The sequence below is a fragment of the Chryseolinea sp. T2 genome (assembly GCF_037203685.1).
Classification (GTDB): Bacteria; Bacteroidota; Bacteroidia; order Cytophagales; family Cyclobacteriaceae; genus Chryseolinea.
In genome coordinates, this window is the sequence record NZ_JBBCAU010000007.1 from 324059 (window position 1) to 348344 (window position 24286).

Genomic DNA, 24286 nt, shown 5'->3' on the forward strand with positions numbered 1-24286 from the left:
CACCATGGACTTCTTCAAAAGAATACCGCTGCACTTCACGGGTGAGCTCCACGATGTGCGTCTCATCAACTTCACTGTCGATATGAATGAGGTCGCTTCAAGCGTTCCGGCACACATCAAAGTGAGAGATTTTAATGGACGTGCTATGATCTCGATGGTGGATGTCAAACTCAGAAACATGCGGCCAACCATCATGCCGCTATTACCCTTCAACTATCGGCATGTGGCCTTCAGACTACTTATAGACGACAGTAAACTCAATGACGGAATCAACAAGGGAATATACTTCATAAAAGGGTTCACACAGAATTCAGTGCTTATCGCGGGAAGCACTTTGCTGACGGACTATAAACTAAGTAAGGCAACCATTGATGAAACCGAAAGCTGTGTTACCGTGACTCAGCAGGACAACCATGTAACCTACAGACTGTGCGAAGGCGTTCCTGCCGACAATCAATCGCTGAAAGAGATCGTTGGATCTATCGACCGGGCATACGCCATGCTGGGTGACAGGATGCGCGTCACACAGATACAAAGAGAGAGGTGGCCATTAAAGGCCGTGAACTGCACCGGCTTCGATACCAGCTTCTTCAAGACAGCCCAATTTGTTGGCGCATTTCGGGTGTTCGAAACAATACATTATGATTGGCTACCGTCGAAGTTTGTAGACTAACAGATTCCATCGCATTGATCCATCCATTCAAATACATTTCAAAGCTGTCTGTTAACAGGGATAAAAGACTAAGAAGATGAACATCGTCGTACTTGGTGCAAGCGGGCAAGTGGGTTCAGTCATTCTTCAGGGGCTGAAAAGCGGGCACAACGTTGTGGGTACCTCAAGGCATGGCACAAGCACACTACTGGCATTTGATCCCTTTGCTGACGACTGGGCAAGTCTGGGCAAGCCGGACGTGATCATCAACTGTATTGGGCAAATTGAACCTAAAGTATCTTCAGGTTTCGAACGTATACATGTGGAATTGATTAGTCTGCTTCTGGCAAACCGCGCAACTCTGGGTCGACCTAGAATAATACAGATCTCTGCACTGGGCGCCAGAAAGGATCATGCCGTCGCCTTTCTCCGCACGAAAGCCGTTGGTGATGAACTCTTGCTACAGGTACCCAACACTGTTGTACTGCGTCCATCCATCATTTGCACCAATCGGACAATGCTGGTTAAGAAGATGTTAATACTGTCGGCAATTGCACGTTACACTGGAGTGATTTGCCTGCCCCGCGGCGTTCGTGAAACAAAGTTACAACCCGTAATGCCGGACGATCTTGTCGACGTTATAAAAGTTGTGCTGAATCCGGTAGAGGAAAAGATCATTAACGTGGTTGGGCCGAAAGAAATAAGCTTAAATGAGCTATTAAAGCGACTATCAGTAACAAGACATCAACGTCCGCTACTGATTGACATGCCACAAACAATTATGAACATGTTGATGCGTTATCTCGTCGAGCCCCTCAATCCGCGACTGTTAAATTTACAACAATATCAATTGCTCTTTGAGAACAATGTGGCTGATAGTCAGCAGATCCAAAAATTACTGGGCAGGAGCGCAAACCCTGTCGATGACTTCTTCAACCAAGAGTTTGAATATGCCAACCATTGAACTAACGACAACGATAAATGCTCCCATAGAACGATGCTTTGATCTTTCCAGAAGTATTGAATTGCATAAGCATTCGACAGCAGGAACAGAAGAAGAAGCAATCGCCGGAGTGACATCAGGTCTGATCGGCCACGGTGAACACGTGACCTGGCGTGCACGTCACTTTGGTATCGTTCAAACACTTACGTCAAAGATCACGCAATTTGAGCGCCCTCATCATTTCCGCGATGAGATGACTGAAGGCATCTTTAAAATGATCTGCCACGATCATCTGTTCGAAAGTCAGGGCAAACAAATAACAGTTATGAAGGATGTATTCCGGTTCGAGTCTCCGGGTGGCCTTTTCGGAGCTCTCTTTAACAAAATTATGCTCGAGGATTATCTTCGAAATTTCATCGTGAGGCGGAATCAAATCATTAAGACGGTTGCGGAAAGTAATGACTGGCGAGCAATCCTCACCAGCACTCACGATTCATCGCACAATTGAATTATCAAAGCAACGCGATAAGCTCCTCACTTCACCTGTCCAGATGACCTAATTATAACGTGCACTTAATATAATTGCAATGACTATGAAAATGCCTGAACTCGATGGAATCATCGATCGGCGGATACTCATCAACTACCGCGTTGATCCACTTATTGTCAGCACCCTGCTGCCTCCTCATCTGGAGCCTTTAGTTGTAAATGGCTTTGCAAGTGTCGGCATCTGCCTTCTTCGACTGAAAAACATTGGAATAAAACATGCTCCCGGATTTATGAGAGTCAACTCCGAAAATGCCGCGCACCGATTTCTGGTAAAATTTCGTGACAACGGTCAGCCTGCTGTATTCATACCAAGAAGAGACACCGACTCATTGTTGAATATTGTCATCGGCAATAGGCTTTTGTCGTGGCCGCACTTCCCGGCGCATTTCATCAGCACCGAACGAAACGGATCTTACGCTGTAGCCATGCGAAGCGAAGACGAATACTCGCGCCTCGATATTGAAGCCGAGCTGGCCACAGAATTTCCCGGTAACTCAATGTTCGATTCTCTTGAACATGCATCAAACTGCTTCAATGCCTGTCAGGTTGGTGTGTCGCCCTCGACAAAACCAGGCGAATACAAAACGGTAAAACTCCACACTAAGACCTGGAATGTTCAAACCCTTCGTGTGAATAAACTTCAGTCAAGCTTCTTCGAAGATCGAAAGAAGTTTCCCGGACACACCATCAGCTTCGACAACGCGCTGCTAATGGAAGGAATCGAACACGAATGGTTGTTTAGCTGAGAGATCGTGTTCGGCATTTCACGGCCATGATTCGGCTAACGCCCGAGCTATGTAATTCAATGCAAGGAGTGTGGCACGAGAAGATCAAAGTTGAGATCTAAACTGTACTAAATCTTCCTCAAAGGTTAACCGCAAAATATCAAGCTCTAAATGTAAAGTATAACGTAGGTTCAAAATAGATCCTGCTCAAACACAACGCGATCTACGCCGGGGCCACTGTAATTGCGAACTACCGTGACACCATCCTCGTTAATCTCACCCAGAAGGCGCATGCCAATCTTTTTATGAAAAGCGATGGACTGCGCGTTTGTCGGTCCCGTCATTGCTTTTATTGTCTTACATCCTCTTTCACGGGCGAGTGACATGAAGTGATGGTACAACATGCTGCCCAGTCCTCTTCTCTGCGCATCGGCGCGAACACCCACCAAATGCGCGTACGCCATTGGACGCGTTTGAGCATAAAAGCCGAACATGTATGCCATAACCCGGTTGTTTTCGCGTATCACAAAGGCAGTGTCACCGAATTCGTAAACATACATCGGGTGGTGCAAATTAAGTGTCCGATCACTTCCCCAGAATTCAGAAATATTAGAAATGATCTCAACATAATCATCGTAAGTACAGCGCTCAATATTCATACAGAAGGGGTGCTGGTGAATTTACTCACGAAATTAAAATAAAAAACTCCCCGACAAGCTTTCTCGCCGGGGAGTTCATCACGTGATAGCTGCTATTGCAGGCGTGATTTTCTATAGATATGATAAATATTGTTTGCCTTCTTCATATCCGAGAGCTCCGAACGGGGGATCATTACCGTTTCATCATAGTTCTCGTCCTTTTCTATTGAGGTGAGTCCAGTTGCTTTCGTTACTGCATAGGCATTCCACGCAACGAGAAGGCTATCGCCTGAGACAGCTTCAATCCGGAAGGTTGTATAATTTTGATCCACTTTAACTTCGTACAAGTCGCCCTGCACCGGATTGTTTAAGAATGCTTCTTCCTGCTTCGCAGTGACACCTGAAGCGTAAGAACCATAGCCAACCATTATTCCTATGATTGCAAGACCCACAAAGTTCCAAATTGGAATACGAGTCTCGTTAACAAGGTCCTTGTATGATGTCTTTACAGACTGCGGCATTTCGTTCTCTTTCAGAACATGCTTGCAATGCTGGCATTGCGATCCACCTGTTCTCCCTACAGAGAACAATGGTACCCAAAAAATGTGGGCATACTGGGCAAAAACACTGGCTGTTAATGAGCCGTTGGTACCGCAATGAGGGCACGCAACATGGATGAGCTGAGAGGTTTTTAGATGCGTCGCTCGTCGACCGTATATAATCATAGCTATGTTTTTATAACTGCTTCTGAATACGGTTCAACATAAACATGTAAGTCCAGACAGGAGGCAAAAGCCTTTAGAACAGCCCAAATTGCGGCCATTTTCATCTTCCAGGGGCCGGGATAAAGCACCTTTCGGACGCAATGTTCTGTCATTCGCCGAATAATTCATCAACGACAAGTAGCCTTTTCCGTTAAAGGCATTATCTGGTCGTGCAACGTGTTTTACCTCTTCGTACTATCGATTGCGTTCTTTCTCATGCTCCTCATCGTCTTAAAAAGTGAGAAGTCACTAAGTGATTATGTTCTGTTGATCTGGATGATCCTTGTAGCTGCGCATGTCATGCTTATATATCTCCACAATGAAAGAATTGTATATCATTATCCGCAATTGCTCGGACTGGCTGTTCCATTGCCCGTGCTGCACGGAGCATTACTTTATTTTTATTGCGTCAGCGTCACCCGCGAGAACTTTGCAAGACCTGGACTTATTGTTTTATGCCTGCTCCCGTTTGTTGCCCTGTCTACAACCGTCGTTCCTTTTTTTATGTTGCCTGCTGAGCAAAAGATCTATGTCTTTGAACACCAGAACGCAGGCTTTGGTTGGTTCACAACGATTCAAAGCATTATCGTACCAGTGTGCGGACTTTTCTTTTCGCTGCTTACCATCAATGAGATCAGAAAGCATCGGCGGCGATTATTTCATACATTTTCAAATCACGATAAGAAGATGCTCCGCTGGCTTTTTGTAGTCGCAATTTGCATCGCAGTTATTTGGACGCTTTCTGTGCCATTCAATAATCCCATAATCTTCGACGCTGTCGTGACATTCATCCTGCTGATCGCACTCATGGGAATCAAACAGGCTCCAATTTTTGATACGCATCACAACACAATTGCAACTCCCGGATCAAAACAAGATTGGAACGCTGTTCACGTGCAACATAACCACTTGACAACGGTTGATCATTTGGATTCTTCTTTAAAGACCTATCACGATAAAAAGAATGATGAAAGTGCATCCGACGAAAATAACAAGCTTACAAAGGGCGGATTAAAGGTCGGGAACTTTCGCGGCTTAAGAGGTCGCTTGACGATTATATGAAGCATGCCAAACCTTATAAGGACCCGGACCTCTCTCTTAATGGCCTGGCCACCATGTTGCACATGCCGTGTAATCAGCTATCACAGATCATCAACGCGCTAGAGGGTAAGACGTTTTATCACTATATCAATACTTATCGCATTTCTGAGTTTCTGGAAATTGCATCGCTTCCGGAAAACAAGAAGCTCTCCTATCTCGGACTTGCAAATGATTGTGGCTTTAGTTCGAAATCGACGTTTAATAAGTATTTTAAACTTCGGACCGGCAAGGCCCTGTCGGAGTACTTCCCCGCCTGATCCAGGTCCAAAAGCCTCCGCAGCGGAGATGCTCTGCACTGCCTGTGCACTCGTCCTGGGCTCGTTCTGCACTAAAACGGTCAATCCTGGTTTTGTTGAGGATTCAATTTACTCGGCTTGCCCCGTCAGGGATAAGTGTAAAATGAGACGATCGCAACCCTTTCGACCCTTGAGACGTTTACAACCCCACCCTTACTGTAAAGTTTACATGCAAACGAGACTTCTCCCCGCCTCTCTGGCCTTTGTAATATTGCTATTTATATCCGCCTGCAACAACGACGATCCGGCACCAGTAGGTAACGCTGAAAATACTGTCACCATTGAAGGCGTGGAGTATGAAACGATAACGATAGGAATGCAGACATGGACCAGCTCAAACTACGCTGGACCAGGTGGCATTGCTTTTGACGATACGAACTCAAAACCGGAGTATGGCAAGTATTATAGTCGCATCGAAGCTGAAGCAATAAGAGTCCCCGCCGGATGGAGACTGCCGACAAAGCAGGACTACGAAAAACTTGCCGCATTCTATGGCATAACTTTTCCAACTAACGGTACCCATACTGAAAGCATCAAAGCGCTAACCTCCAAATCAAACTGGAACCACGTATTGGGAACGAACACATCTGGATTCAACGCGCATCCTGGTGGATACATCTTTCAAAACAGTAAGCCCATTCCTGGTGATATCGCCGAGTTTTGGACATCCGAAGGCATAACCCTGAGTATTCAGGAGGCTGGCACTGGCCTCACCAATTTAAGGATCGCGTTCTATCAAAGTGACAACAGCCCGGATTACAAGTTCAATGTTCGGTTTATAAAGGATTAACTTCCTCCGCCAACCTGATTCCATCATTAAGTTTTTCCTTTTAGGTTTCATTGTTTAGGCTTGGTCACTTAAATAAAATCAATACTGCGTATATTGAGGGTAAACTCTCATTGCGTTCCTCCGTATGCACATGGAAAAGCTCCGCGCATTCTTCAGTCACGTTGGATTCGCCGGTCAGTCACTCGACCAGATTGTTGCTTCATTTAAACTCCAGAACTTTGAAAAAGATGAGCTGGTGGTCACGGAAGGAAAGGTGAGCCGCCACATCGGCATCGTTGAAAGTGGAATGTTTCAATACTATGTCGTGAAAGACGGCGATGAAATCACCAGCTACGTATCGGTTGAGAACACATGGCTGGCATCGGTGATGAGTTTCGTTGCCGAACAGCCTTCACTCGAAAACATTCGCGCCCTGACAAAAGGTGCGGTCTTCATGATCAGCAAAGCGGACCTGAAAAAACTCATCAGTGAGGTTCCGCCCTTCAAGGACTTTTACATCGCGTTACTGGAACAATCTATTGTTGGAATTGACGAGAGCCGTCATGATCTCATTGTACTGTCCGCTGATCAGCGTTATGCCAAACTATTAAAAAAGCAACCTCACCTCCTGCAGATGATACCATTGCAGCACCTCGCCTCCATGCTGGGCATCACTCCCCGGCACCTTAGCCGCATCAGAAGTTCTATCCGATGATCCTTTTGGACATTTGTCCAGTAGAATCGGTTTGGCCTGAAAGAGCTTTGTATCGTCAACACAAAACCACGATACATTATGCAAATTCTCCTCACCACCTTCATTTTCGCGATCGCTACATGTTGCGCCACTGCACAAAGTCGCTTTTCTAAAAGGGAAATCAGCGTCAACGGGTTCCGGAATCCCTCAGTAGGATTGGAATATCGATGGAAGCAGATTTCAATGCATGCCGGGTATTATCCAACAGCCTTTAAGGCGGGCGAGAACACTTCATTTTTGAAGATCGGCACCTCATTCTGGTTTCTGCCTGTTGGGAAAAAAGAGAACCCATCATCTTTCTACGCTGGTGTCGGTTACCTGCGAGGCTACAATCGCGAATACGAAAACGAGAATGCCATGTCTATGGAGGCTGGCTTTCGCTGGATGGTCTGGAAAGGACTTAACCTCCGCATTGGTGCAATTGTCGTTGCCGGCGGAGGCGAAAGCGTGAAGATCAATCCCGCCCCAGGCATCAGCTATTCGTTCTTCTTCAAATAGTCTTCCTTCAACAATGGCCCCTCCATCAACTGCAATCTCTTTTGGACAAATGTCCTGCGTAAGGTTGACTGCTCACGCGACCTTTACGGTACAATACAGGAACACAATAAGTGATCCCATTAAAAAATCCTCATAAAGAACGATCCTATGGAAAGAGAACTTCGTCAACAAAAAGCAATTGGTATACTTCTCATTTCTGGTGCAGTCGCACTGCTGATTCCCTACACGATTCTAACAATAACATTCGAGTATCCTGATATATTACGCAAGGATACTGCGACGGTGCTTACAAAGTTTCACCAGGGTGGAGTCCGGTTGATATGGACATGGTTTGCATTTGCAATCACCGGTATTCCTTTGATTCCAGCTTTCGTGATGATGGGACAAAGATTGGAATCAAAGTCATCTATGGCACGAGTTGCCACCAGCCTTGGCGTTGTTAGCCTCATCGTGCAGATGGTTGGTCTCCTTCGCTGGACGTTTGTTGTTCCGGTTCTTGCTGACACTTTTGTAAACGCTTCGGACGAGGCAACGAGGGCAGCTGCTATTGTTGCCTTCAAAACAATTCATCAACTCGCCGGGGTTGCACTTGGAGAACACCTCGGACAATTGTTTACCATTGCGTGGACGATCATGATATCGATCGAGTTTTCAAGACTCAGGATACTTCCAAAGTGGTTCAATGTGCTTGGGTTTATATCGTCGGGCATTTATCTTGTCGCGCAGGCAGAATTGTTTGCAACGGTTATACCAACGTTTCCTGTATGGACCATGGCGGGATTTGTGGGCAGCACGCTTTGGTTGATCTGGCTGATCGTGATTGGTATAAGATTTACCATCACATCCCGCCTTCGATCCATTCGTTCCTTTCAATGTCTTTGATGGCAACCTGCTCGATCCACAAATAGTCATCGTATTGGAAGTCGGTATTAATAATGACCCCGGAAACGACAACGGCGTAGGCAAAATGTCGCTCGTGAACCGCCTTAGCATACTTCGTCATTTCCTGCTGCGCCTCATGAAAGACTATTCGTGTAAGAGTAACCAACGGCTCCTTCGCGGTCAGGATTTCTTCCTTGTGTCGAAAGGCAAGCCGCTCTATGATTTTTTCCTGATAGTCATCTCGCGATAGGCTGTCGGATTCATGCAAGGCATTTTCCTTCAATTTGGTTAACGCAGCATACAATGCGCCACAACACGTGCTTGAATGATGTTGCCCATGTCTGAGAATCTTGCCCCATCCTTCGTCCTGTTTGTAACCAATGTGAGGCCCTACCAGCATCAACGCCGTGCCACCCTCCGGCACATGATGTGAAAAAGCACTTACTCCGGTGATTCCAGTGAACGGAAGTCCTCCGAGACCTCCGAAAGTGAATGGGCCTTTTATCTCAGGATGTATCAGCTTGTTCTTCGTGTTGGTGATGTCATCAACACATGTAGATTGTCCCCAGAGTATCTGATCAGGAGAAATACCCGCTCGTAATAAATGCTGAAGCAACGAATCGATGGCCATATTGAAGGGCATTGCTCCTGGAAATTCGTTTTCAATTGTTTCAGCCACTTCACGAGGAAGAGCTTCATGTGGTGTCGATACAGGCGATGGATATAACGGGTGGGCTACTGGCCTGTCATTCCGCGTACAGGAAGCTAACAACAAAATTGCCACAGCCCATCCAAGGATATTGCTTACTGTTTCTGTTTTCATGATGGAGGCGTGATGAGGATTGGTGATATATATTGCAGCACTGCAAGGGGATTCAGGCTGGAGATATGATGGGGTTTACTAAATATAGACAAAGTCGCAGTCTCAATTACAAGTCGTGGGGATTTAAAATTGAAGGAATTTTATTTTATAGTAAATTGAAAAACACATCACCCGTGGAGCAAAATACATCTCTATTTGAAGGCGAAACCCGCGCGTTGCGGGTATTGTACAAGTGCAACCAGGTATTGCAACGTCGCGACGTACCGGTTCACGCAGTTCTTGAGGAGATCGTACAACTTTTACCCAACTCCTGGCAAGATATCGATTCGACGTGTGCAAGGATAGTCGTTGCCGAAATGGAGTTTGCCACACCGAACTACGTTCAGACTTCAGATGTCGAATGCTTTCAATTTACCAGCAAAGATGGCCTTCAGGGAAGACTTGAGGTTGCCTATGCGGCCGGTAGTAAGACGACCAATGAGCAACGCTCAAAAGAGAAAGAACTTCACACCATGCTGGCGGATATGATCAGCATCTATTTGAGTCGCCGGTTCGATGAAGACATCGTGCGAAAGGCAGAATCCAACCAGCGTGCCATGGTGGACAATACAAACTTCATCGTTTGGTCTGTGAACCGCGATTATCAACTCATCAGTTTTAACAAACCGTTCGCGAACATCATCAAACACCGGTTTGGCACAACGCCACAGGTAGGGCAACGTCTCACCGATGGTATTGATCGGTTGAATAGACTCAGGGACGAATGGAGTCCCTTGTACGACAAGGCTCTTGGAGGTGAAACTTTCAAAATCACCTGGGGATTTAACGAGGTGTATCACGAGTACACACTCAATCCGATCATTGAGGACGCTAAAGTGATCGGCGCTACTATTTTTGGAGAAGATATTACAGAACGTCTCAGGCTTGAAAAGGAAATGCAGATTATGAACAAGCGCCTTGCGGAAAGCCGGCTCATGGCAATCCGCGCGGCTATGAATCCGCATTTTATTTTCAACTGCCTTAACTCGATACAGTATTACATTATGGAGAACGACCAGCGTAGTGCCGTAAAATATTTATCAAAGTTTTCGAAGCTCATCCGTGCAACTCTCGATAACTCCGTTCACAGCAAAGGACGGTTGTCGGCTGCCATCGATCTGATTATATTATATGTTGAACTGGAAACACTGCGTTTTGAAGGCAAGTTTGATTTCAAACTGGAGATTGATCCATCAGTAGATATTGAGTCCATAGAAATACCTTCATTGCTGATTCAACCTTATGTTGAAAACGCCATCGTCCACGGTTTAAATAACAAAAAAGATAAAGGGTCTCTTCGGATATCCTTTGCGTTGCAGGAGAAGATGCTGTACATCGAAGTCGAGGATGATGGGGTTGGAAGAAAGGCCGCGGCGGAAGTAAAGAAGTCGAGTCAGCCTGAACATCGCTCGCTCGGCGTAATGCTGACCGAAGAACGATTGAAACTGATTAACGGAGAAACAGGAGCATTGGTAGAAACGGTTGATTTAGAAAGAAAGGGAGTGCCGTCGGGAACGCTGGTAAAGATCCTGGTGAAAGTAGTAGAATGAAAAGATCTGATCTTATGCTTAGGGCTATTATTGTCGACGATGAATTGAAGAGCCGGGAAAGCCTCAAAAAGATGATATCCACTTTCTGTGAGGGAGTCGACGTGCTGAGTCTGTGCCAGAATGTTGCAGAGGCAAAAGAAGCCTGTTCTCAGCTTAAACCAGACGTTGTCTTTCTGGACGTACGGATGCAGGGTGAAACGGGATTCGATCTCCTTGATCAACTCGGCACCGTGGATTTCAAAATTATATTTACGACTGCATTTTCAGAGTACGCACTCAAGGCAATCAAACTCTCTGCGATCGATTACCTCCTTAAACCAATTGACGCGGATGAATTGCTTGAAGCTGTTGAGAAAGCAAAGCTCCAGAAGAATAACAACGCACTCGACAGAATTCAGCAACTGCTTCAGAATACAAAAGTAAGCGGCTCTGAAAAGTTCAAGATGGCATTGCCCACAGCTGAGGGACTATCATTTGTTGAAGTTCGGGACATCATCTATCTCAAGGCCTCGGGTGCCTACACGGAGATCTTTTTGAATAGTGGGCAAAAGCATTTGGTAAGCCGCCACCTGAAGGAGTATGACGAAACACTTTCGGAACAAAACTTCTTCCGAATACATCACTCCATTCTGGTCAACATTGATCTCATCAGCAGTTATGTACGGGGCAACGGTGGGTATGTGGTGATGACTGATGGATCAACACTTGACGTTTCACGCAGAAGGAAAGAGGCCTTTCTTCAGCGAATTGGATATAAAGACTAGCACTCCAGTCAGCATCAGGTATTGATGGGCCGTCGCTTCTAGCCCACATATACACGAAAAGTAGCCAGTTATTCATTCGTACTTTCGTAACCGTTTACACCGGATACTTTTATGGTATTCGTTCATAAATGAAGGCCATCCTGATTATTGAAGGTTCCACTCCCGTCAGGGGGTTCTGGCAGAGACACTGGAACACTATGGCTATGAAACAATAGCCTCCCCCATTCCGATGCGGTGTACTGGTTTCGTCCATTGAGAAACTTATGTCAGATCAGGTGTCTCAATAATAGAAATGATACCAAAACGCGACGGATTGCACATTCTCCCCGCTTCTCTCCTACTCAATAATTCCAACCACTTGTTCAGCCAAATCGGCCGACAGTTATCCGGTCATTCCTTATTAATAAGGTGATGATAAACTTGCCTGACGATAAAATCACAATCTCATGGCAAGTCTTACTTCGTTTAAGCTGGTTAATAAAAGGCTTATAGAAAGCCTTCAGGAGCGCATTGCTACACAGGATGCCGAAATAACCTCTGCAACGGCGTTTATCAAAGAAATGGAAAAGGGGAACTTGGAAAACCTCAATTCCAAAAATGTCGATGCAAACTCTCTTACCGGATCACTGGTTACGATGGGTAACAAAATGAAAACCATTGCGCAGGATGAAAAAGAACGCAATTGGGTCGCGGAAGGCCTTGCTCTTTTTTCAGATATCCTTCGCTCTCACAGCAATGACCTTCGAGAACTCTCCGATCATATCATTTCAGAGCTTGTAAAATATATGCAGGCAAATCAGGGCGCTCTCTATCTCGTCAACAATAACAATCCTTCGGATGTCCATATCGAACTGATTTCCTGCTATGCATATGATAGAAAGAAATATAGCATCAAGAGAATCGAGTTGGGTGAGGGAATGCTTGGTCAGACTGCACTGGAAAAGGCAACCCTCTACATGACTGAAGTGCCGACTGACTACGTCAAGATAACGTCTGGCCTGGGCGAAGCATTGCCCCGAAACATCGTGATCGTTCCTCTGAAACTGGAAGACGAAGTTTACGGACTGGTAGAGCTCGCCTCATTCCACGTCATCAGGAGGCATCAGCTCAACTTCGTTGAAAAACTCAGTGAGACACTCGCTTCAACCATCGCTGCCGTAAAAACAGCAGAACGCACACAACGACTACTAAAAGAATCTCAGATACAGGCCGAACAACTCCGTTCACAGGAAGAAGAAGTACGGCAGAATATGGAGGAACTTTCGTCCACGCAGGAGGAGATGCAGCGTGTATTGAAAGAAGTGGAGCGGAAAGAAAAGGAAATCAGCGACCTCCTCAATGCAAGCAACGACGTGATTGCTACGGTAAACAGAAGCTTCCAGATTCAATTATTCAATAAAGCATTTGCCGACACATTCAAACGTGCAAACATTGCGAGGGGCACGGACTATCTGAGTCTTTTTTCTATCGAAGAGCAGGCACGCAGAAAGTCACGCTTCCTCGATGCATTCGAGGGCAAAAGGGTGGATAAAGTAGATCATATCAAGAATGCCGATGGAACCGAGCTATACTACCGCGTAAGGTGTGTGCCGATGCTCGACATCAACACAGGTATGGCTCATGCCGTTGCCGTTTATGCAACAGACGTTTCAGAGTTGTATCTGGAAAAAACAAAGGCAGAGCGTCTTGCCAATGAAGCGCAGCAGCAAACAGAAGAAGCGCGGGCGCAGGAGGAAGAGATCCGTCAGAACATGGAGGAGCTTCAGGCCATTCAGGATGAAATGAAGCGCGTAAATGCGGAAGTAGAACGCAACGAAAAAGAAGTGAGCGCACTTCTGGATACATCAACAGATTCCATACTTACGCTCGACAAAGAATTTAGGGTGATTCGATTCAATCGCGTGTTTGCAAGTTCGTTTAATGGATTGAAAGTTGAAAAGGGACTTGACATCCTGACAATGTTCGATGAAGAAGCTGAAAAGACCCGAAAGAAGGCAGTATACAATCAGGCCTTTGAAGGAAAAGTCGTAGAGTCAATCGACCACATTTCGATTGGCGGACACGATTTATACTTTAAGGTCACTCACTCACCTCTCACCGGCGCTGATGGAACGATTACATCCATCGCCATCTTTGCTTCCAACATCACAGAACTCCAAAGATCAAAAGAGCAGGCCGAACAAAAGGAGAAAGCGATATCGGAACTGATCAACGTATCCAGCGATTCCATACTTACTATAGACAAAGACTTCAAGGTTGTTCAATACAACGACATCTTCGCGAAAAGTCTGGGTGGGTTTAAAGTTGAAATAGGATTCGACCTTATGGCCCTTTTTTCGGCAGCCGAGCAAAAGGCAAAGAAGGAGCTCTACAACCGAGTCTTTGCTGGTGAAACCGTCGAGCTTATCGATCATAGCGAGCTCAATGGCATAGAAATGTATTACAAAGTAAAGCACGCCCCTATGCACGACGTTGATGGAAACATCAGCACGATTGCGCTATACGCCTCTGATGTAACCGAATTGTACAAAGCAAAGCACGAGGCGGAAGAAAAAGCCAGGCAGGCCATGCAACAGATGGAGGAGCTTCGCGCACAGGAAGAAGAGATCCGTCAGAACCTGGAAGAGCTTCAGGCGATTCAGGAAGATCTTAGTCGCAAGAATCAGGAGATGGAGAAGATTAAGGCCGTCGAACGTGACCGTGCCGACGTCGTACTCCAATCACACAAGAACAACATGCGCAACATCATGACCAAATTCAAAGAACTTGAATCGGGATACAAGGCGCGTATTGCCGAACTGGAGAAGAAGGTTATCGCAAAAAAGTAACGACATAATCATAGCACAATGGCTGTTTATCAAATCAAGAACAAAAGAATAGCAACATCGGGTCAGGCACTTCAGGGATTCATCAATGGATTAGGAGACAATAAGGCCACTGGACTTGAAATCCTATCGAGACATGGTATCATAGATCCAAAGTCCGATCAATGGTATTCGCTTCACGACTACCTCCAGGCCTTCCGGGAATTGGAAAGCAGCCTTGGACCGGCAGCGTTGTATTCAGTTGGTTCAAAAATACCGGAAGCCGCGGCGCTTCCTCCGGAGATCGATACGCTCGAAAAAGCATTGGCCTCTATCGATATCGCTTATCATATGAACCATGCCATAGATGGCACACCAATGTTCAATCCGGCAACCGGTAAAAAGACCAGCGGTATGGGCGGCTATGAATTTAAAATAACGGGAGATGGGGAAGCCGAGATCACCGCCGATAATCCCTATCCTACATCATTCGATGAAGGATTGATCTTTGCCATGGCGCAGCGCTTCAACACTGCTTCAATGGTACAGGTGATCGAAGAAAGATCTTCCCGGAACAAGGGAGGAGACAAGGATGTTTATCTGGTGCAGTGGTTTTAAAGGGATTGTGAACTCGAACCGTTTAAGCATCCAGGGGCTCCGCAAGGAGCCTCTTCTTTTTTTAAGATACCGGCCTCCTCCCCTTCAGGGTCCCAACTTGCCCTTGGGTCAGTCCGGCATACCCGACGTCCGTTCGTTGGGCACAATCAAAGGTGGCAATTCCATGTACCAACAACTGAATGTGTCTTTAGTTTCTGCAGTACGTTTTGAGTGCAAAGTCACGAAAAGTGCTTCGCGATAATCGCGTTCTTCTCTTTGCGCATGTAATCCAAAAATGCAGCAGCAACAGGAGAATGCTTCTTACCCTTGAGCCATATTAGTCGCCACGTTGTCTTTAAGGGAAATCCATTCACAGGTATGATCCGAAGGTTGCCATTCTCAAGTTCATTTTTCATCCCGAACTGGGGAATGATTGAATAACCAAGTCCTGCCATTACCGCTTCTTTAACCGCAGCATTCGACGTCAGTTCCATCTTCGGTTCAATCGAAAGACCATTTCTCTTCATATAGTCTTCCATAAACTGCCTCGTACCAGAGCCGTGCTCACGAAAGATGATTGGCAGATCTTTCAGTACGCTCTTCGGATAGATATTCTTCCTTAGCTTGGATTCACTGTTGCCCACGAGAAACAATCTGTTCTCCACAAGATCGAGTCGCTCGATGGCAAGTGCATTGGGCAAATAGGATAACAACACAAAGTCAACTGAATTCTGTTCCAGATTTTCTATGACGTGATTCTGATTCGTCACATCCATTACCAGCTCAAGATTCGGATGCTGCTTCATAAACGGTGACAGAAAATAGGGCATCACATAGGCACCTGTGGAAACGATCGACAGCTTTAATCGACCTGTAAGCTTGCCCCGGTATACATCCATTTTGTGATTGATGTCCGCTACCTGATCAAGAATACTTCCCGCTGCCTTTGCTATCTCCTTTCCGAAATCAGTGATGTATATCTTTCTTCCGACAACTTCAGTCAATGGAATTTCAAAATGATCCTGAAGGTTCTTCAACTGAATAGAAACCGCTGGTTGAGTAAGGTGTAGTTCTTCCGCGGCCTTCGTCACACTCAGGGTTTGCGTGATCTTCAGAAATACTTGCAGTTGGTTTAACGTGTAATTCATAAATATTATTTATGCAAGCCATAATAAATATAAATAGAAATTTCCGATGATTTTCCCTCTAATTAGTAATTCAGACGACGCTTGTTGTTGGAAACGGATTACCGCTGGTGAAATCACTGACAAAATATCGCTATCAATTTGTGCTCCTCGTGACACTGGTTGTAGGGTATAGTCAATTATTCTTTCCCATTACGAACGCCTGCGCCATCGAGGCGCCGGATAGCGTCGATCACTACAAATCGCAGTCGGCCATTGCCGGTTGTACGAACCCCTTCTACCTGGAAGAAGGTCGCACCGACGAAGACGACAGGTTTGCGCGAAAGATGGTGGAGCTACCGGGATACAGTTTATCCTTCCTCTATTCAGTCCTTGAAATCACGGCGCGTCCATCTATTCAGATCGCCGTTTATAACACTCAATTACACTCTAACGAGTTACACTTCGCCGCGCGCGTGCTTCGTTTGTGAGCACTGTTCTGCAGCGAACCTCATCGTTTGCCTGACAACTGATTTTTAAGGTCCACACCCTAGCCCAGGAAAACGCGGACCAGGATGAGCTTGCATTTCTCTCTTGAAAAGGGTGAAGAGCCGTCCTAAAAAACCAAACCCGAATTTTCAAAACAAGTTTACTATGAACAGAATCCTCATTTCGATGAGTCTGTCCACCATATTATGGGTGACGGGCTGCGGATCGAAACACGAAGAAAAGGAAGAAGCAACCAAATTTCTGGTCACGAGCCCTCTCCAGAAGGACACCATCACTACCCGGCAGTACGTTTGTCAGATCCGTTCTATTCAGCACATTGAATTGCGTGCACTCGAGCGAGGTTACCTGCAGAAGATCTACGTTGACGAAGGGCAGAACGTCCGTGAAGGACAACAGATGTTTCAAATCATGCCGATGCTCTATCAGGCAGAGTTGCAACGGGCGCAGGCAGAGGTAAATTTTGCCGACATCGAATATCGAAACACCAAGGCGCTTGCAGACAGCAACGTTGTTTCAGCCAACGAGCTGGCGATGACCAAAGCAAAACTGGACAAGGCAAAAGCCGAGCTGACTCTCGCAGATACACATCTGCAATTCACACAGATCAAGGCTCCGTTCAGTGGAATCATGGACCGCTTCTACGCGCGACAGGGAAGTCTCCTCGAAGAAGGTGATCTGTTAACGATCCTGTCCGACAACAGTAAGATGTGGGTTTACTTTAATGTGCCTGAAGCGGAATATCTTGATTATAAGTCGAGCGAGAACAATGAAAGCTTCAGGCACGTCAACCTGATGATGGCAAACCATCGGATGTTCGAGTTCCCCGGAATCGTTGAAACGATTGAAGCAGACTTCAACAATGAAACGGGTAACATTGCGTTTCGCGCAACCTTCCCAAATCCCAAGGCGCTTCTGAGACATGGTGAGACCGGCAATATTCTCCTTACTGTTCCGTTGCCAGGCGCATTGATCATTCCTCAAAAGGCAACGTTCGAAATTCTCGAAAAGAAATACGTATTCGTCGTCACTAAAGACAATGTCGTGCAACAAAGGGAGATAACCATTGGAGCCGAAATGCCGGATATCTATGTAGTGAAAGATGGCTTAAAGGCGGATGAAAGAATATTGCTGGAAGGTCTCCGAAAGGTGGCCAACAACGATAAGATAGAATACGAGTATGAGGAACCGCAGGGAGTGATCGCGCACCTGAAAGTGTATGCAGAGTAGAATCGTGAAATCAAAACCAGCAAGAAATGTTCAGTCGATTTATACACCGGCCGGTACTGGCCATCGTCATATCGCTCGTTATAATCTTTCTGGGAATGTTGGCGATAAAGACATTGCCGACTTCCCAGTTTCCTGAAATCGCGCCTCCCGTCGTGATGGTAAGCGCATCCTATCCCGGTGCGAGTGCCAAGGTGCTTACAGAGTCTGTACTCATACCACTGGAGCAGGCGATCAACGGCGTATGGGGTATGCGTTACATGACTTCAGATGCGACGAGCGCAGGCGAAGCTAATATTCAGATCGTGTTCAACCTGGGCACCGATCCTGATCAGGCGCTTGTACAGGTCAACACCAGGATTGCCCAGGTCTTAAACAGGTTGCCGATCCTCGTTCAACGTGAAGGTGTTATCGTGAACCGCATCATGAACAGCATGTTGATGTATGTAAACCTCTACAGCACCGACAAGAACGCCGACATGAAGTTTCTTTTCAACTTCGCTGGCGTAAACATGATACCTGAACTGCAACGCCTCAACGGCATCGGACAGGCACGTATTCTGGGGAGTCGTCAGTATGCCATGCGCGTATGGCTGAATCCCGATCGCATGAGGGCCTATAATGTTTCAGCCGATGAAGTGATGGAAGCGCTGGCCGATCAAAGTGTTATCGGGTCACCTGGTCGCATTGGCCGTGCCGACGGAAAGCGCGCGGAAGCGCTCGAATATGTACTGACTTATCAGGGCAGGTTTAACAAACCAGAGCAATACAAGGATGTGATCGTTAAAGCCAATTCAAATGGCGAGATATTAAGACTCAAGGACGTGGCGAATGTTGAATTGGGCAGTGAGTACTACGACATCTATTCGAATCTTAATGGATATCCTTCTGCCGCCATCGTATTGAAACAAACCTATGGCAGTAACGCCAGTGATGTGATCGCGGAGGTAAAGGCCAAACTGGATGAACTAAAGAAGGCATCATTCCCACCTGGGATGGACTACGAGATCAGCTACGATGTTTCAAACTTTCTAAACGCGTCTACCGAGAACGTTGTGCACACCCTCCGCGATGCCTTCATTCTTGTTGCATTGGTCGTGTTCGTGTTCCTGGGCGACTGGCGATCAACCCTGATCCCGACGCTCGCCGTTCCGATATCTCTGATCGGCGCCTTCGTGTTCATGCAGGCGTTCGGGTTAACCATTAACATGATCACCCTGTTTGCCATCGTATTGGCTATAGGTATAGTGGTGGACAATGCAATCGTAGTTGTGGAAGCCGTACACGTGAAGATGCATGAAGAACATCTCAATGCATACCGTGCCGTTCAACGCGTGCTGGATGAAATCAGCGGTGCCGTTATCGCCATTACCTTGTTGATGACGGCGGTGTTCGTACCCGTGGCATTTATGACAGGCCCCGTGGGTATATTCTACAGGCAGTTTTCAATTACCATGGCGAGCTCAATTGTACTCTCCGGTATTGTCGCGCTCACTGTAACACCAGTGTTGTGTGCCATGCTTTTGAAGAACGAACACGGAAAGCCAAAGAAGAAAAACTTGCTTACTAAACTTCTTGACAGCTTCAACAACTGGTTCGAAAAGGTTACGGATCAGTATGTAGTACTGCTTCGTAAGATAGCGCACAGGCGCTGGCTCACCGTGACCATGTGGATTGCATTCGGTGCCGGCATATTCGCGTTGAGTAATCTGCTACCTCCCGGATTTATTCCCAGCGAAGACCAGGGCATGATCTATGCGATCATCCAAACACCTCCAGGATCAACACTTGAACGCACAAACGACATATCATTAAAGCTTCAGCAGATCACAGAAAAGATCGATGGCATCAAGTCTGTATCTGCATTGGCCGGATACGAAGTACTTACCGAAGGTCGCGGTTCAAATGCCGGAACTTGTCTAATCAACCTGAAGCCCTGGTCCGAGCGCGACCATTCAGTAGCAGAGATCATCCTTGAGCTTGAGGAAAAAGCAAAGGCAATTCCAGGAGCGACTATCGAATTTTTTGATCCCCCGGCCGTCCCTGGTTATGGTGCGGCTGGTGGCTTCGCCCTTCAGTTGCTGGATAAAACAAACAGTGCAGACTACGATCAACTCGAGCGCGTGAAGAACGATTTCATGAATGCGCTTCATGCACGAAAAGAAATCACCGGATTGTTCACTTTCTTCAGCGCGAACTATCCACAATATGAGCTGGAGATCGATAACCAGCTCGCAATGCAGAAAGGTGTTTCCATCGGAAATGCCATGAACACTCTGTCAATACTTATCGGCAGTACATACGAGCTTGGCTTCATCAAGTTCCAACGGTTCTTCAAAGTGTTCGTGCAGGCGTCTCCTGAATTCAGAAAATTGCCGGAAGACGTAATGAACCTGTATGTCAAAAATGATCGGGATGAAATGGTGCCGTTCTCCTCCTTTATGAAAATAAAGAAGATGCAGGGACCGAACGAGATCAACCGCTACAACATGTACACAACGGCGGCCATACGCGGTGGACCCTCGGAAGGATTCAGCAGCGGTGAGGCGCTCGCTGCTGTTAAGGAAGTCGCAAAGACGCTTCCACGCGGATTTGCGATTGACTGGGCAGCACTTTCATACGACGAGGTACGGCGCGGAAACGAAGCGATCTATATTTTCCTCATTGTACTGCTGTTTGCCTATCTCGTGCTGGCGGCGCAATACGAAAGCTTTATCATTCCGCTGGCCGTAATTCTATCGCTGCCCGCAGGCGTATTTGGATCGTTCATGCTCATTAAATCAATGGGGCTTGCCAATGACATCTATGCACAGGTTGGGCTGGTCATGCTCGTTGGTCTGCTGGGAAAAAACGCGGTGTTGATTGTGGAGTTTGCCATGCAGAAACACAACCAGGGGGCTACCGTACTGGAAGCAGCGATCGAGGGTGCCAGAGTTCGCTTCCGCCCTATCCTCATGACCTCGTTTGCGTTTATTGCCGGCTTGATTCCACTCGTGCTCGCTCATGGTGCAGGTGCCATCGGAAACCGGACTATCGGCGCATCGGCCCTTGGTGGCATGCTGTTCGGAACCATCTTCGGTGTCGTCATCATCCCGGGACTGTACTACATCTTCGGCAAGATGGCTGAAGGTCGCCATCTCATCCGCGATGAATACGAAGATCCGCTCACGGAAAGCATTGCTCACCACATCGACGATTTCCCACAACAAGAAGACGATGAAAATGAAGAAGAAAACAAGTAGTAACCGTTTCGTGAGATGGGGGCTATGGGCGATAGCGTTTCTGCCATCAGCCTGTACGTTACCTCCTCAGTTCGTTCCGAGTGCTGAAAACAGAAACGTACCCGCTACGTTTCCAGCTGTCGCACAGGATACACTAACCACCGCGAAAGTTGCCTGGAAAAAATTCTTCACAGATCAAAATCTTCTGGTGCTGATCGATACTGCGCTCAGGAACAATCAGGAGGTCAATATCCTGTTGCAGGAAATCAACATAACACAGAACGAAATCAGGGCAAGGAAAGGAGAATATCTGCCTTTCGTTTCAATCAATGCTGGCGCAGGTGTCGACAAAGTGGGGAAGTATACAAGATCGGGTGCCGTCGAAGAGAATCTGGAAATCGCTCCGGAAACAAAATTCCCCGAGCCACTTCCGGATTATATGCTTGGAGCATTTGCATCGTGGGAAGTCGACATCTGGAGTAAGCTGCACAATGCGAAACGATCATCACTGCTTCGATACCTTGCAACTGTAGAAGGAAGGAACTTTATGATCACGCAGCTGGTCTCCGAAATTGCGAATTCATACTACGAGCTTATGGCACTCGACAATCAATTAGACATTCTGCGGAAGAACATCGAGATTCAAACCAATGCGTTGGAAATCGTCAGACTCGAAAAGAAGGCCGCAAGGGTAACCGAACTTGCTGTCAAAAAGTTTGAAGCCGAGGTACTGAAGAACCAGAGTCGTCAGTATGACATCATGCAGCAAATCATTGAAATTGAAAATCGGATCAACTTTCTTACTGGTCGTTTTCCTCACCCGATACAGCGAAGCTCGCAGACATTCAATGATCTTGTACCGGATACGGTATACGCAGGCATCCCGTCTCAATTGTTGTACAACCGTCCCGACATCAGACAGTCGGAGCTTGAACTCGAAGCAGCGAAAGTGGACGTAAAGGTTGCAAAGGCAAACTTCTATCCTTCCATTCGTCTAACCGCCGGTGTAGGATTTCAGGCATTCAATCCCTCGTACCTGTTTACGACACCGCAGTCGCTGATCTACTCACTTGGAGGAGAATTGATCGCTCCATTGGTAAACCGGAATGCGATCAAGGCGAATTACTATTCGGCCAACTCCCGGCAGATACAGGCAGTTTATGATTATCAACAAACCATACTCACCGCCTACATCGAAGTCGTGAATCAGCTTTCCAACATCGCCAATCTGCGGAGAAGTTTCGATTTGAAAACCAAGCAAGTGGCAGCCTTAACTGAATCCATTAACATCTCAACCTATTTATTTAAATCGGCGAGAGCAGACTACATGGAAGTGCTGATGACACAGCGCGACGCACTTGAGTCAAAATTCGAATTAATCGATACCAAGAAGCAGCAGATGAATGCGATGGTCAATTTCTATCGGGCCCTGGGTGGTGGCTGGAGATAGTAACCGATCTACATGAGCTTCACGAACAAGCCGGGCGACGACAGCTCCGGAACAAGTCATTCGTGCCATGATGAATAGCGAATTCTATCGGAAGTACCGGGTGAAGTATCCGTCAAAGCTTACGGGCATTGAATGGTGGCAGGTTATTCTGGTCATCGTTGCAGCCGTGCTGATCGAGCCTATCGTAGTGTACAACAAACTACGTCACACGCCTTTTACCCAAGGCTATTACATCGGTCAGGCCAAATACTTTTTGCTGCTAAGTTTACCCGTGCTCGGTTTCTTTGTGTGGATCCGATGGAGAGAATCACTGAAGCGCAGTCGCGGCTATTGCTGGGTTGGCAGGTTCGAGGTTCAAAAGAAACACGCGTCTTTCCTATCGTGTCATCTTATGCTTTCTCCCGGACGAAGGAACAGGGTTAAAGTAAATCGAACTTTTTTCAATAAGGTGAACGAAGGTGATACGGTTATCGTGAGGCGAAATTCGCTTGGCGAAATTGAACGCATGATTCGGATTACTAACCTGGCTGCGAGGCTAAGAAACCTCCGAAGTGGTTCAGGCGTTCGCTAACGTGGTGAGTACACGCCTTCCGAAACCACCCTTCACGATTGACAGTTAACAAGTCGGAACAGGGAAATCTGCATAGACAAAGATGACTATTCCCTGGTACGCGAACGCTGACTTAAGACGGGCGAAAACACGCGTTGAACAAAGGCAAGATCCGCTTTGTGTGCATCGACGGCCGTCATTGTGTTGGACGATTTACTTTCAAGGCATTGTTCGATGACCAGGTGAGGGTAAATTTTTCGTCTGGCAAGTTCCGCAGCGAAGGCATCATAATCAATATCGCCTTTATCAAGCTTCTCAGTCCAGATACCATTCACCGATTGACGAATGTGCAGCTCGATAGTTCTGTCGCCGTACATTTTCACAACATCGAACACCGCTATCTGTGAATTCTTCGATCCACGAAATACCCAGTGGACATCAAAACAGAAATTGACATTCTCCCTCGACGTGTTCTGCAGCACATGATGAAACTCACGGGCTCCAGCCATCAACTCCGTATCGTGAGTATGATATGCAAGTTTAAGGCCGAGGGAACGAAGTGATTTTCCCAACAACTCCATGTTCTTCGCCTCCTCATTCAATTCTTCATCCGACTTCAATGAAGTTCCACTCCAATCAATGGGGCTTGGATTCGTTACGATGATTCGAGTATTATACTTCTCTACTTCCTTAGCAATAGCCAGAATCGTGTCGATGGAATTCTTCGCCTCTTCTTTCTTATGCAAAACACTGTTGACGTAAACAGACGGCATCTTTATACCATGCTCTTTCAGTACTTCAATGGTTGATGACGCTTCAGCTACGGATGACAGACTTGGTTCTAAGGCCGGGATACCCGACTTGACAAACTCTGCGGCACAGGCCCTGGGGTCCTTCCACCACTCTTTTCCCTCCCGCTGATAGAAAGTCAGCCAGGTATAAGCGTTGCAGGAGATCGGCAAAACGCTTGCGGATGACTCTTTAACAGCGCACATGAGAAGCGGCGACGCGGAAAGGGCAGCAATATTTCTAAAGAATGTCCGTCGGGTATGCATAGAA

General features: G+C 46.7%; 24 protein-coding genes. 19 read left to right on the forward strand and 5 right to left on the reverse strand.

Annotation, left to right across the window (positions count from 1 at the left end; translation table 11 throughout):
- The first annotated feature begins 4 nt into the window (after positions 1-4).
- The 4 genes from WBG78_RS22605 (at position 5) to WBG78_RS22620 (ending at position 2890) form a co-directional block, all read left to right on the forward strand.
- Positions 5-673 carry a DUF2071 domain-containing protein gene (locus WBG78_RS22605; protein ID WP_337328771.1) on the forward strand — a complete coding sequence of 223 codons (669 nt, stop codon included), beginning with the start codon at positions 5-7 and terminating at the stop codon, positions 671-673.
- 76 nt (positions 674-749) lie between these two features.
- A complete protein-coding gene (locus WBG78_RS22610) occupies positions 750-1616 on the forward strand; it encodes a hypothetical protein (protein ID WP_337328772.1) in 867 nt (288 codons plus the stop codon).
- Positions 1603-2103, forward strand: a complete 501-nt coding sequence (locus tag WBG78_RS22615) for an SRPBCC family protein (RefSeq protein ID WP_337328773.1) — start codon at positions 1603-1605, stop codon at positions 2101-2103. The genes WBG78_RS22610 and WBG78_RS22615 overlap by 14 nt, the downstream gene beginning before the upstream one ends.
- Before the next feature lie 85 nt (positions 2104-2188).
- Positions 2189-2890 (forward strand): DUF2071 domain-containing protein, encoded by a 702-nt coding sequence (locus tag WBG78_RS22620; protein WP_337328774.1) that lies wholly within the window; start codon positions 2189-2191, stop codon positions 2888-2890.
- A gap of 170 nt (positions 2891-3060) precedes the next feature.
- Here WBG78_RS22620 and WBG78_RS22625 read toward each other — a convergent pair whose 3' ends face one another.
- Positions 3061-3528: a GNAT family N-acetyltransferase gene (locus tag WBG78_RS22625; protein WP_337328775.1), complete on the reverse strand. Its 468-nt coding sequence runs from the start codon at positions 3526-3528 to the stop codon at positions 3061-3063.
- Between the two features lie 92 nt (positions 3529-3620).
- Positions 3621-4028, reverse strand: coding sequence for a hypothetical protein (locus tag WBG78_RS22630; RefSeq protein WP_337328776.1), 408 nt, complete (start codon positions 4026-4028; stop codon positions 3621-3623).
- 420 nt (positions 4029-4448) lie between these two features.
- Between WBG78_RS22630 and WBG78_RS22635 the strand changes: the two genes are divergently transcribed.
- From WBG78_RS22635 to WBG78_RS22660, 6 genes are all read left to right on the forward strand, one after another.
- Positions 4449-5333 (forward strand): hypothetical protein, encoded by an 885-nt coding sequence (locus WBG78_RS22635; protein WP_337328777.1) that lies wholly within the window; start codon positions 4449-4451, stop codon positions 5331-5333.
- On the forward strand, positions 5330-5629 hold the full coding sequence (locus WBG78_RS22640) for a helix-turn-helix domain-containing protein (protein WP_337328778.1): 300 nt from the start codon (positions 5330-5332) through the stop codon (positions 5627-5629). Before WBG78_RS22635 ends, WBG78_RS22640 begins: the two co-directional genes overlap by 4 nt.
- 208 nt (positions 5630-5837) lie before the next feature.
- A complete protein-coding gene (locus WBG78_RS22645; RefSeq protein ID WP_337328779.1) occupies positions 5838-6458 on the forward strand; it encodes an FISUMP domain-containing protein in 621 nt (206 codons plus the stop codon).
- 130 nt (positions 6459-6588) lie between these two features.
- Positions 6589-7152, forward strand: a complete 564-nt coding sequence (locus tag WBG78_RS22650) for a Crp/Fnr family transcriptional regulator (RefSeq protein WP_337328780.1) — start codon at positions 6589-6591, stop codon at positions 7150-7152.
- Positions 7153-7230: 78 nt separating this feature from the next.
- Positions 7231-7689, forward strand: coding sequence for a hypothetical protein (locus WBG78_RS22655; RefSeq protein ID WP_337328781.1), 459 nt, complete (start codon positions 7231-7233; stop codon positions 7687-7689).
- A 147-nt stretch (positions 7690-7836) separates the two neighbouring features.
- The gene (locus WBG78_RS22660) at positions 7837-8571 is read left to right on the forward strand and encodes a DUF4386 domain-containing protein (RefSeq protein ID WP_337328782.1); all 735 of its coding nucleotides are present in this window, start codon (positions 7837-7839) and stop codon (positions 8569-8571) included.
- On the opposite strand, the gene WBG78_RS22665 is transcribed toward WBG78_RS22660, so the two are convergent.
- Positions 8528-9394 carry a hypothetical protein gene (locus WBG78_RS22665; RefSeq protein WP_337328783.1) on the reverse strand — a complete coding sequence of 289 codons (867 nt, stop codon included), beginning with the start codon at positions 9392-9394 and terminating at the stop codon, positions 8528-8530. The genes WBG78_RS22660 and WBG78_RS22665 overlap by 44 nt on opposite strands.
- Before the next feature lie 173 nt (positions 9395-9567).
- Between WBG78_RS22665 and WBG78_RS22670 the strand changes: the two genes are divergently transcribed.
- From WBG78_RS22670 to WBG78_RS22685, 4 genes are all read left to right on the forward strand, one after another.
- Positions 9568-10983 (forward strand): sensor histidine kinase, encoded by a 1416-nt coding sequence (locus tag WBG78_RS22670; RefSeq protein ID WP_337328784.1) that lies wholly within the window; start codon positions 9568-9570, stop codon positions 10981-10983.
- The gene (locus WBG78_RS22675; RefSeq protein WP_337328785.1) at positions 10980-11747 is read left to right on the forward strand and encodes a LytR/AlgR family response regulator transcription factor; all 768 of its coding nucleotides are present in this window, start codon (positions 10980-10982) and stop codon (positions 11745-11747) included. Before WBG78_RS22670 ends, WBG78_RS22675 begins: the two co-directional genes overlap by 4 nt.
- A gap of 446 nt (positions 11748-12193) precedes the next feature.
- A complete protein-coding gene (locus WBG78_RS22680; RefSeq protein ID WP_337328786.1) occupies positions 12194-14575 on the forward strand; it encodes a PAS domain-containing protein in 2382 nt (793 codons plus the stop codon).
- A gap of 18 nt (positions 14576-14593) precedes the next feature.
- Positions 14594-15169: a hypothetical protein gene (locus tag WBG78_RS22685; RefSeq protein ID WP_337328787.1), complete on the forward strand. Its 576-nt coding sequence runs from the start codon at positions 14594-14596 to the stop codon at positions 15167-15169.
- Between the two features lie 218 nt (positions 15170-15387).
- Here the strand turns inward: WBG78_RS22685 and WBG78_RS22690 are convergent, their stop codons facing one another.
- The gene (locus WBG78_RS22690) at positions 15388-16296 is read right to left on the reverse strand and encodes a LysR family transcriptional regulator (protein ID WP_337328788.1); all 909 of its coding nucleotides are present in this window, start codon (positions 16294-16296) and stop codon (positions 15388-15390) included.
- Between the two features lie 107 nt (positions 16297-16403).
- Here WBG78_RS22690 and WBG78_RS22695 point away from each other — a divergent pair, with 107 nt between their 5' ends.
- The 5 genes from WBG78_RS22695 (at position 16404) to WBG78_RS22715 (ending at position 23248) form a co-directional block, all read left to right on the forward strand.
- Positions 16404-16763 carry a hypothetical protein gene (locus WBG78_RS22695; protein ID WP_337328789.1) on the forward strand — a complete coding sequence of 120 codons (360 nt, stop codon included), beginning with the start codon at positions 16404-16406 and terminating at the stop codon, positions 16761-16763.
- Between the two features lie 163 nt (positions 16764-16926).
- Complete coding sequence (locus WBG78_RS22700) at positions 16927-18009, forward strand: efflux RND transporter periplasmic adaptor subunit (protein ID WP_337328790.1); 1083 nt, start codon at positions 16927-16929, stop codon at positions 18007-18009.
- 26 nt (positions 18010-18035) lie between these two features.
- Positions 18036-21248, forward strand: a complete 3213-nt coding sequence (locus tag WBG78_RS22705) for an efflux RND transporter permease subunit (RefSeq protein WP_337328791.1) — start codon at positions 18036-18038, stop codon at positions 21246-21248.
- Entirely contained in the window at positions 21229-22677 is a 1449-nt protein-coding gene (locus WBG78_RS22710) for a TolC family protein (RefSeq protein ID WP_337328792.1), read from the forward strand. The genes WBG78_RS22705 and WBG78_RS22710 overlap by 20 nt, the downstream gene beginning before the upstream one ends.
- Positions 22678-22744: 67 nt before the next feature.
- The gene (locus tag WBG78_RS22715) at positions 22745-23248 is read left to right on the forward strand and encodes a hypothetical protein (RefSeq protein ID WP_337328793.1); all 504 of its coding nucleotides are present in this window, start codon (positions 22745-22747) and stop codon (positions 23246-23248) included.
- A gap of 86 nt (positions 23249-23334) precedes the next feature.
- Here WBG78_RS22715 and WBG78_RS22720 read toward each other — a convergent pair whose 3' ends face one another.
- Positions 23335-24282, reverse strand: a complete 948-nt coding sequence (locus WBG78_RS22720) for a sugar phosphate isomerase/epimerase family protein (RefSeq protein ID WP_337328794.1) — start codon at positions 24280-24282, stop codon at positions 23335-23337.
- Positions 24283-24286 lie beyond the last annotated feature (4 nt).

Excerpts from the sequence above, each read along its gene's own strand:
- WBG78_RS22680 (WP_337328786.1), top strand. The coding sequence starts at position 12,194 with ATGGCAAGTCTTACTTCGTTTAAGCTGGTTAATAAAAGGCTTATAGAA.
- WBG78_RS22675 (WP_337328785.1), top strand. The coding sequence starts at position 10,980 with ATGAAAAGATCTGATCTTATGCTTAGGGCTATTATTGTCGACGATGAA.
- WBG78_RS22660 (WP_337328782.1), top strand. The coding sequence starts at position 7,837 with ATGGAAAGAGAACTTCGTCAACAAAAAGCAATTGGTATACTTCTCATT.
- WBG78_RS22630 (WP_337328776.1), bottom strand. The coding sequence starts at position 4,028 with ATGCCGCAGTCTGTAAAGACATCATACAAGGACCTTGTTAACGAGACT.
- WBG78_RS22705 (WP_337328791.1), top strand. The coding sequence starts at position 18,036 with ATGTTCAGTCGATTTATACACCGGCCGGTACTGGCCATCGTCATATCG.
- WBG78_RS22655 (WP_337328781.1), top strand. The coding sequence starts at position 7,231 with ATGCAAATTCTCCTCACCACCTTCATTTTCGCGATCGCTACATGTTGC.
- WBG78_RS22690 (WP_337328788.1), bottom strand. The coding sequence starts at position 16,296 with ATGAATTACACGTTAAACCAACTGCAAGTATTTCTGAAGATCACGCAA.
- WBG78_RS22615 (WP_337328773.1), top strand. The coding sequence starts at position 1,603 with ATGCCAACCATTGAACTAACGACAACGATAAATGCTCCCATAGAACGA.
- WBG78_RS22720 (WP_337328794.1), bottom strand. The coding sequence starts at position 24,282 with ATGCATACCCGACGGACATTCTTTAGAAATATTGCTGCCCTTTCCGCG.
- WBG78_RS22700 (WP_337328790.1), top strand. The coding sequence starts at position 16,927 with ATGAACAGAATCCTCATTTCGATGAGTCTGTCCACCATATTATGGGTG.
- WBG78_RS22640 (WP_337328778.1), top strand. The coding sequence starts at position 5,330 with ATGAAGCATGCCAAACCTTATAAGGACCCGGACCTCTCTCTTAATGGC.
- WBG78_RS22665 (WP_337328783.1), bottom strand. The coding sequence starts at position 9,394 with ATGAAAACAGAAACAGTAAGCAATATCCTTGGATGGGCTGTGGCAATT.
- WBG78_RS22715 (WP_337328793.1), top strand. The coding sequence starts at position 22,745 with ATGATGAATAGCGAATTCTATCGGAAGTACCGGGTGAAGTATCCGTCA.
- WBG78_RS22625 (WP_337328775.1), bottom strand. The coding sequence starts at position 3,528 with ATGAATATTGAGCGCTGTACTTACGATGATTATGTTGAGATCATTTCT.
- WBG78_RS22650 (WP_337328780.1), top strand. The coding sequence starts at position 6,589 with ATGGAAAAGCTCCGCGCATTCTTCAGTCACGTTGGATTCGCCGGTCAG.
- WBG78_RS22645 (WP_337328779.1), top strand. The coding sequence starts at position 5,838 with ATGCAAACGAGACTTCTCCCCGCCTCTCTGGCCTTTGTAATATTGCTA.
- WBG78_RS22605 (WP_337328771.1), top strand. The coding sequence starts at position 5 with ATGGACTTCTTCAAAAGAATACCGCTGCACTTCACGGGTGAGCTCCAC.
- WBG78_RS22710 (WP_337328792.1), top strand. The coding sequence starts at position 21,229 with ATGAAGAAGAAAACAAGTAGTAACCGTTTCGTGAGATGGGGGCTATGG.
- WBG78_RS22610 (WP_337328772.1), top strand. The coding sequence starts at position 750 with ATGAACATCGTCGTACTTGGTGCAAGCGGGCAAGTGGGTTCAGTCATT.
- WBG78_RS22685 (WP_337328787.1), top strand. The coding sequence starts at position 14,594 with ATGGCTGTTTATCAAATCAAGAACAAAAGAATAGCAACATCGGGTCAG.
- WBG78_RS22620 (WP_337328774.1), top strand. The coding sequence starts at position 2,189 with ATGAAAATGCCTGAACTCGATGGAATCATCGATCGGCGGATACTCATC.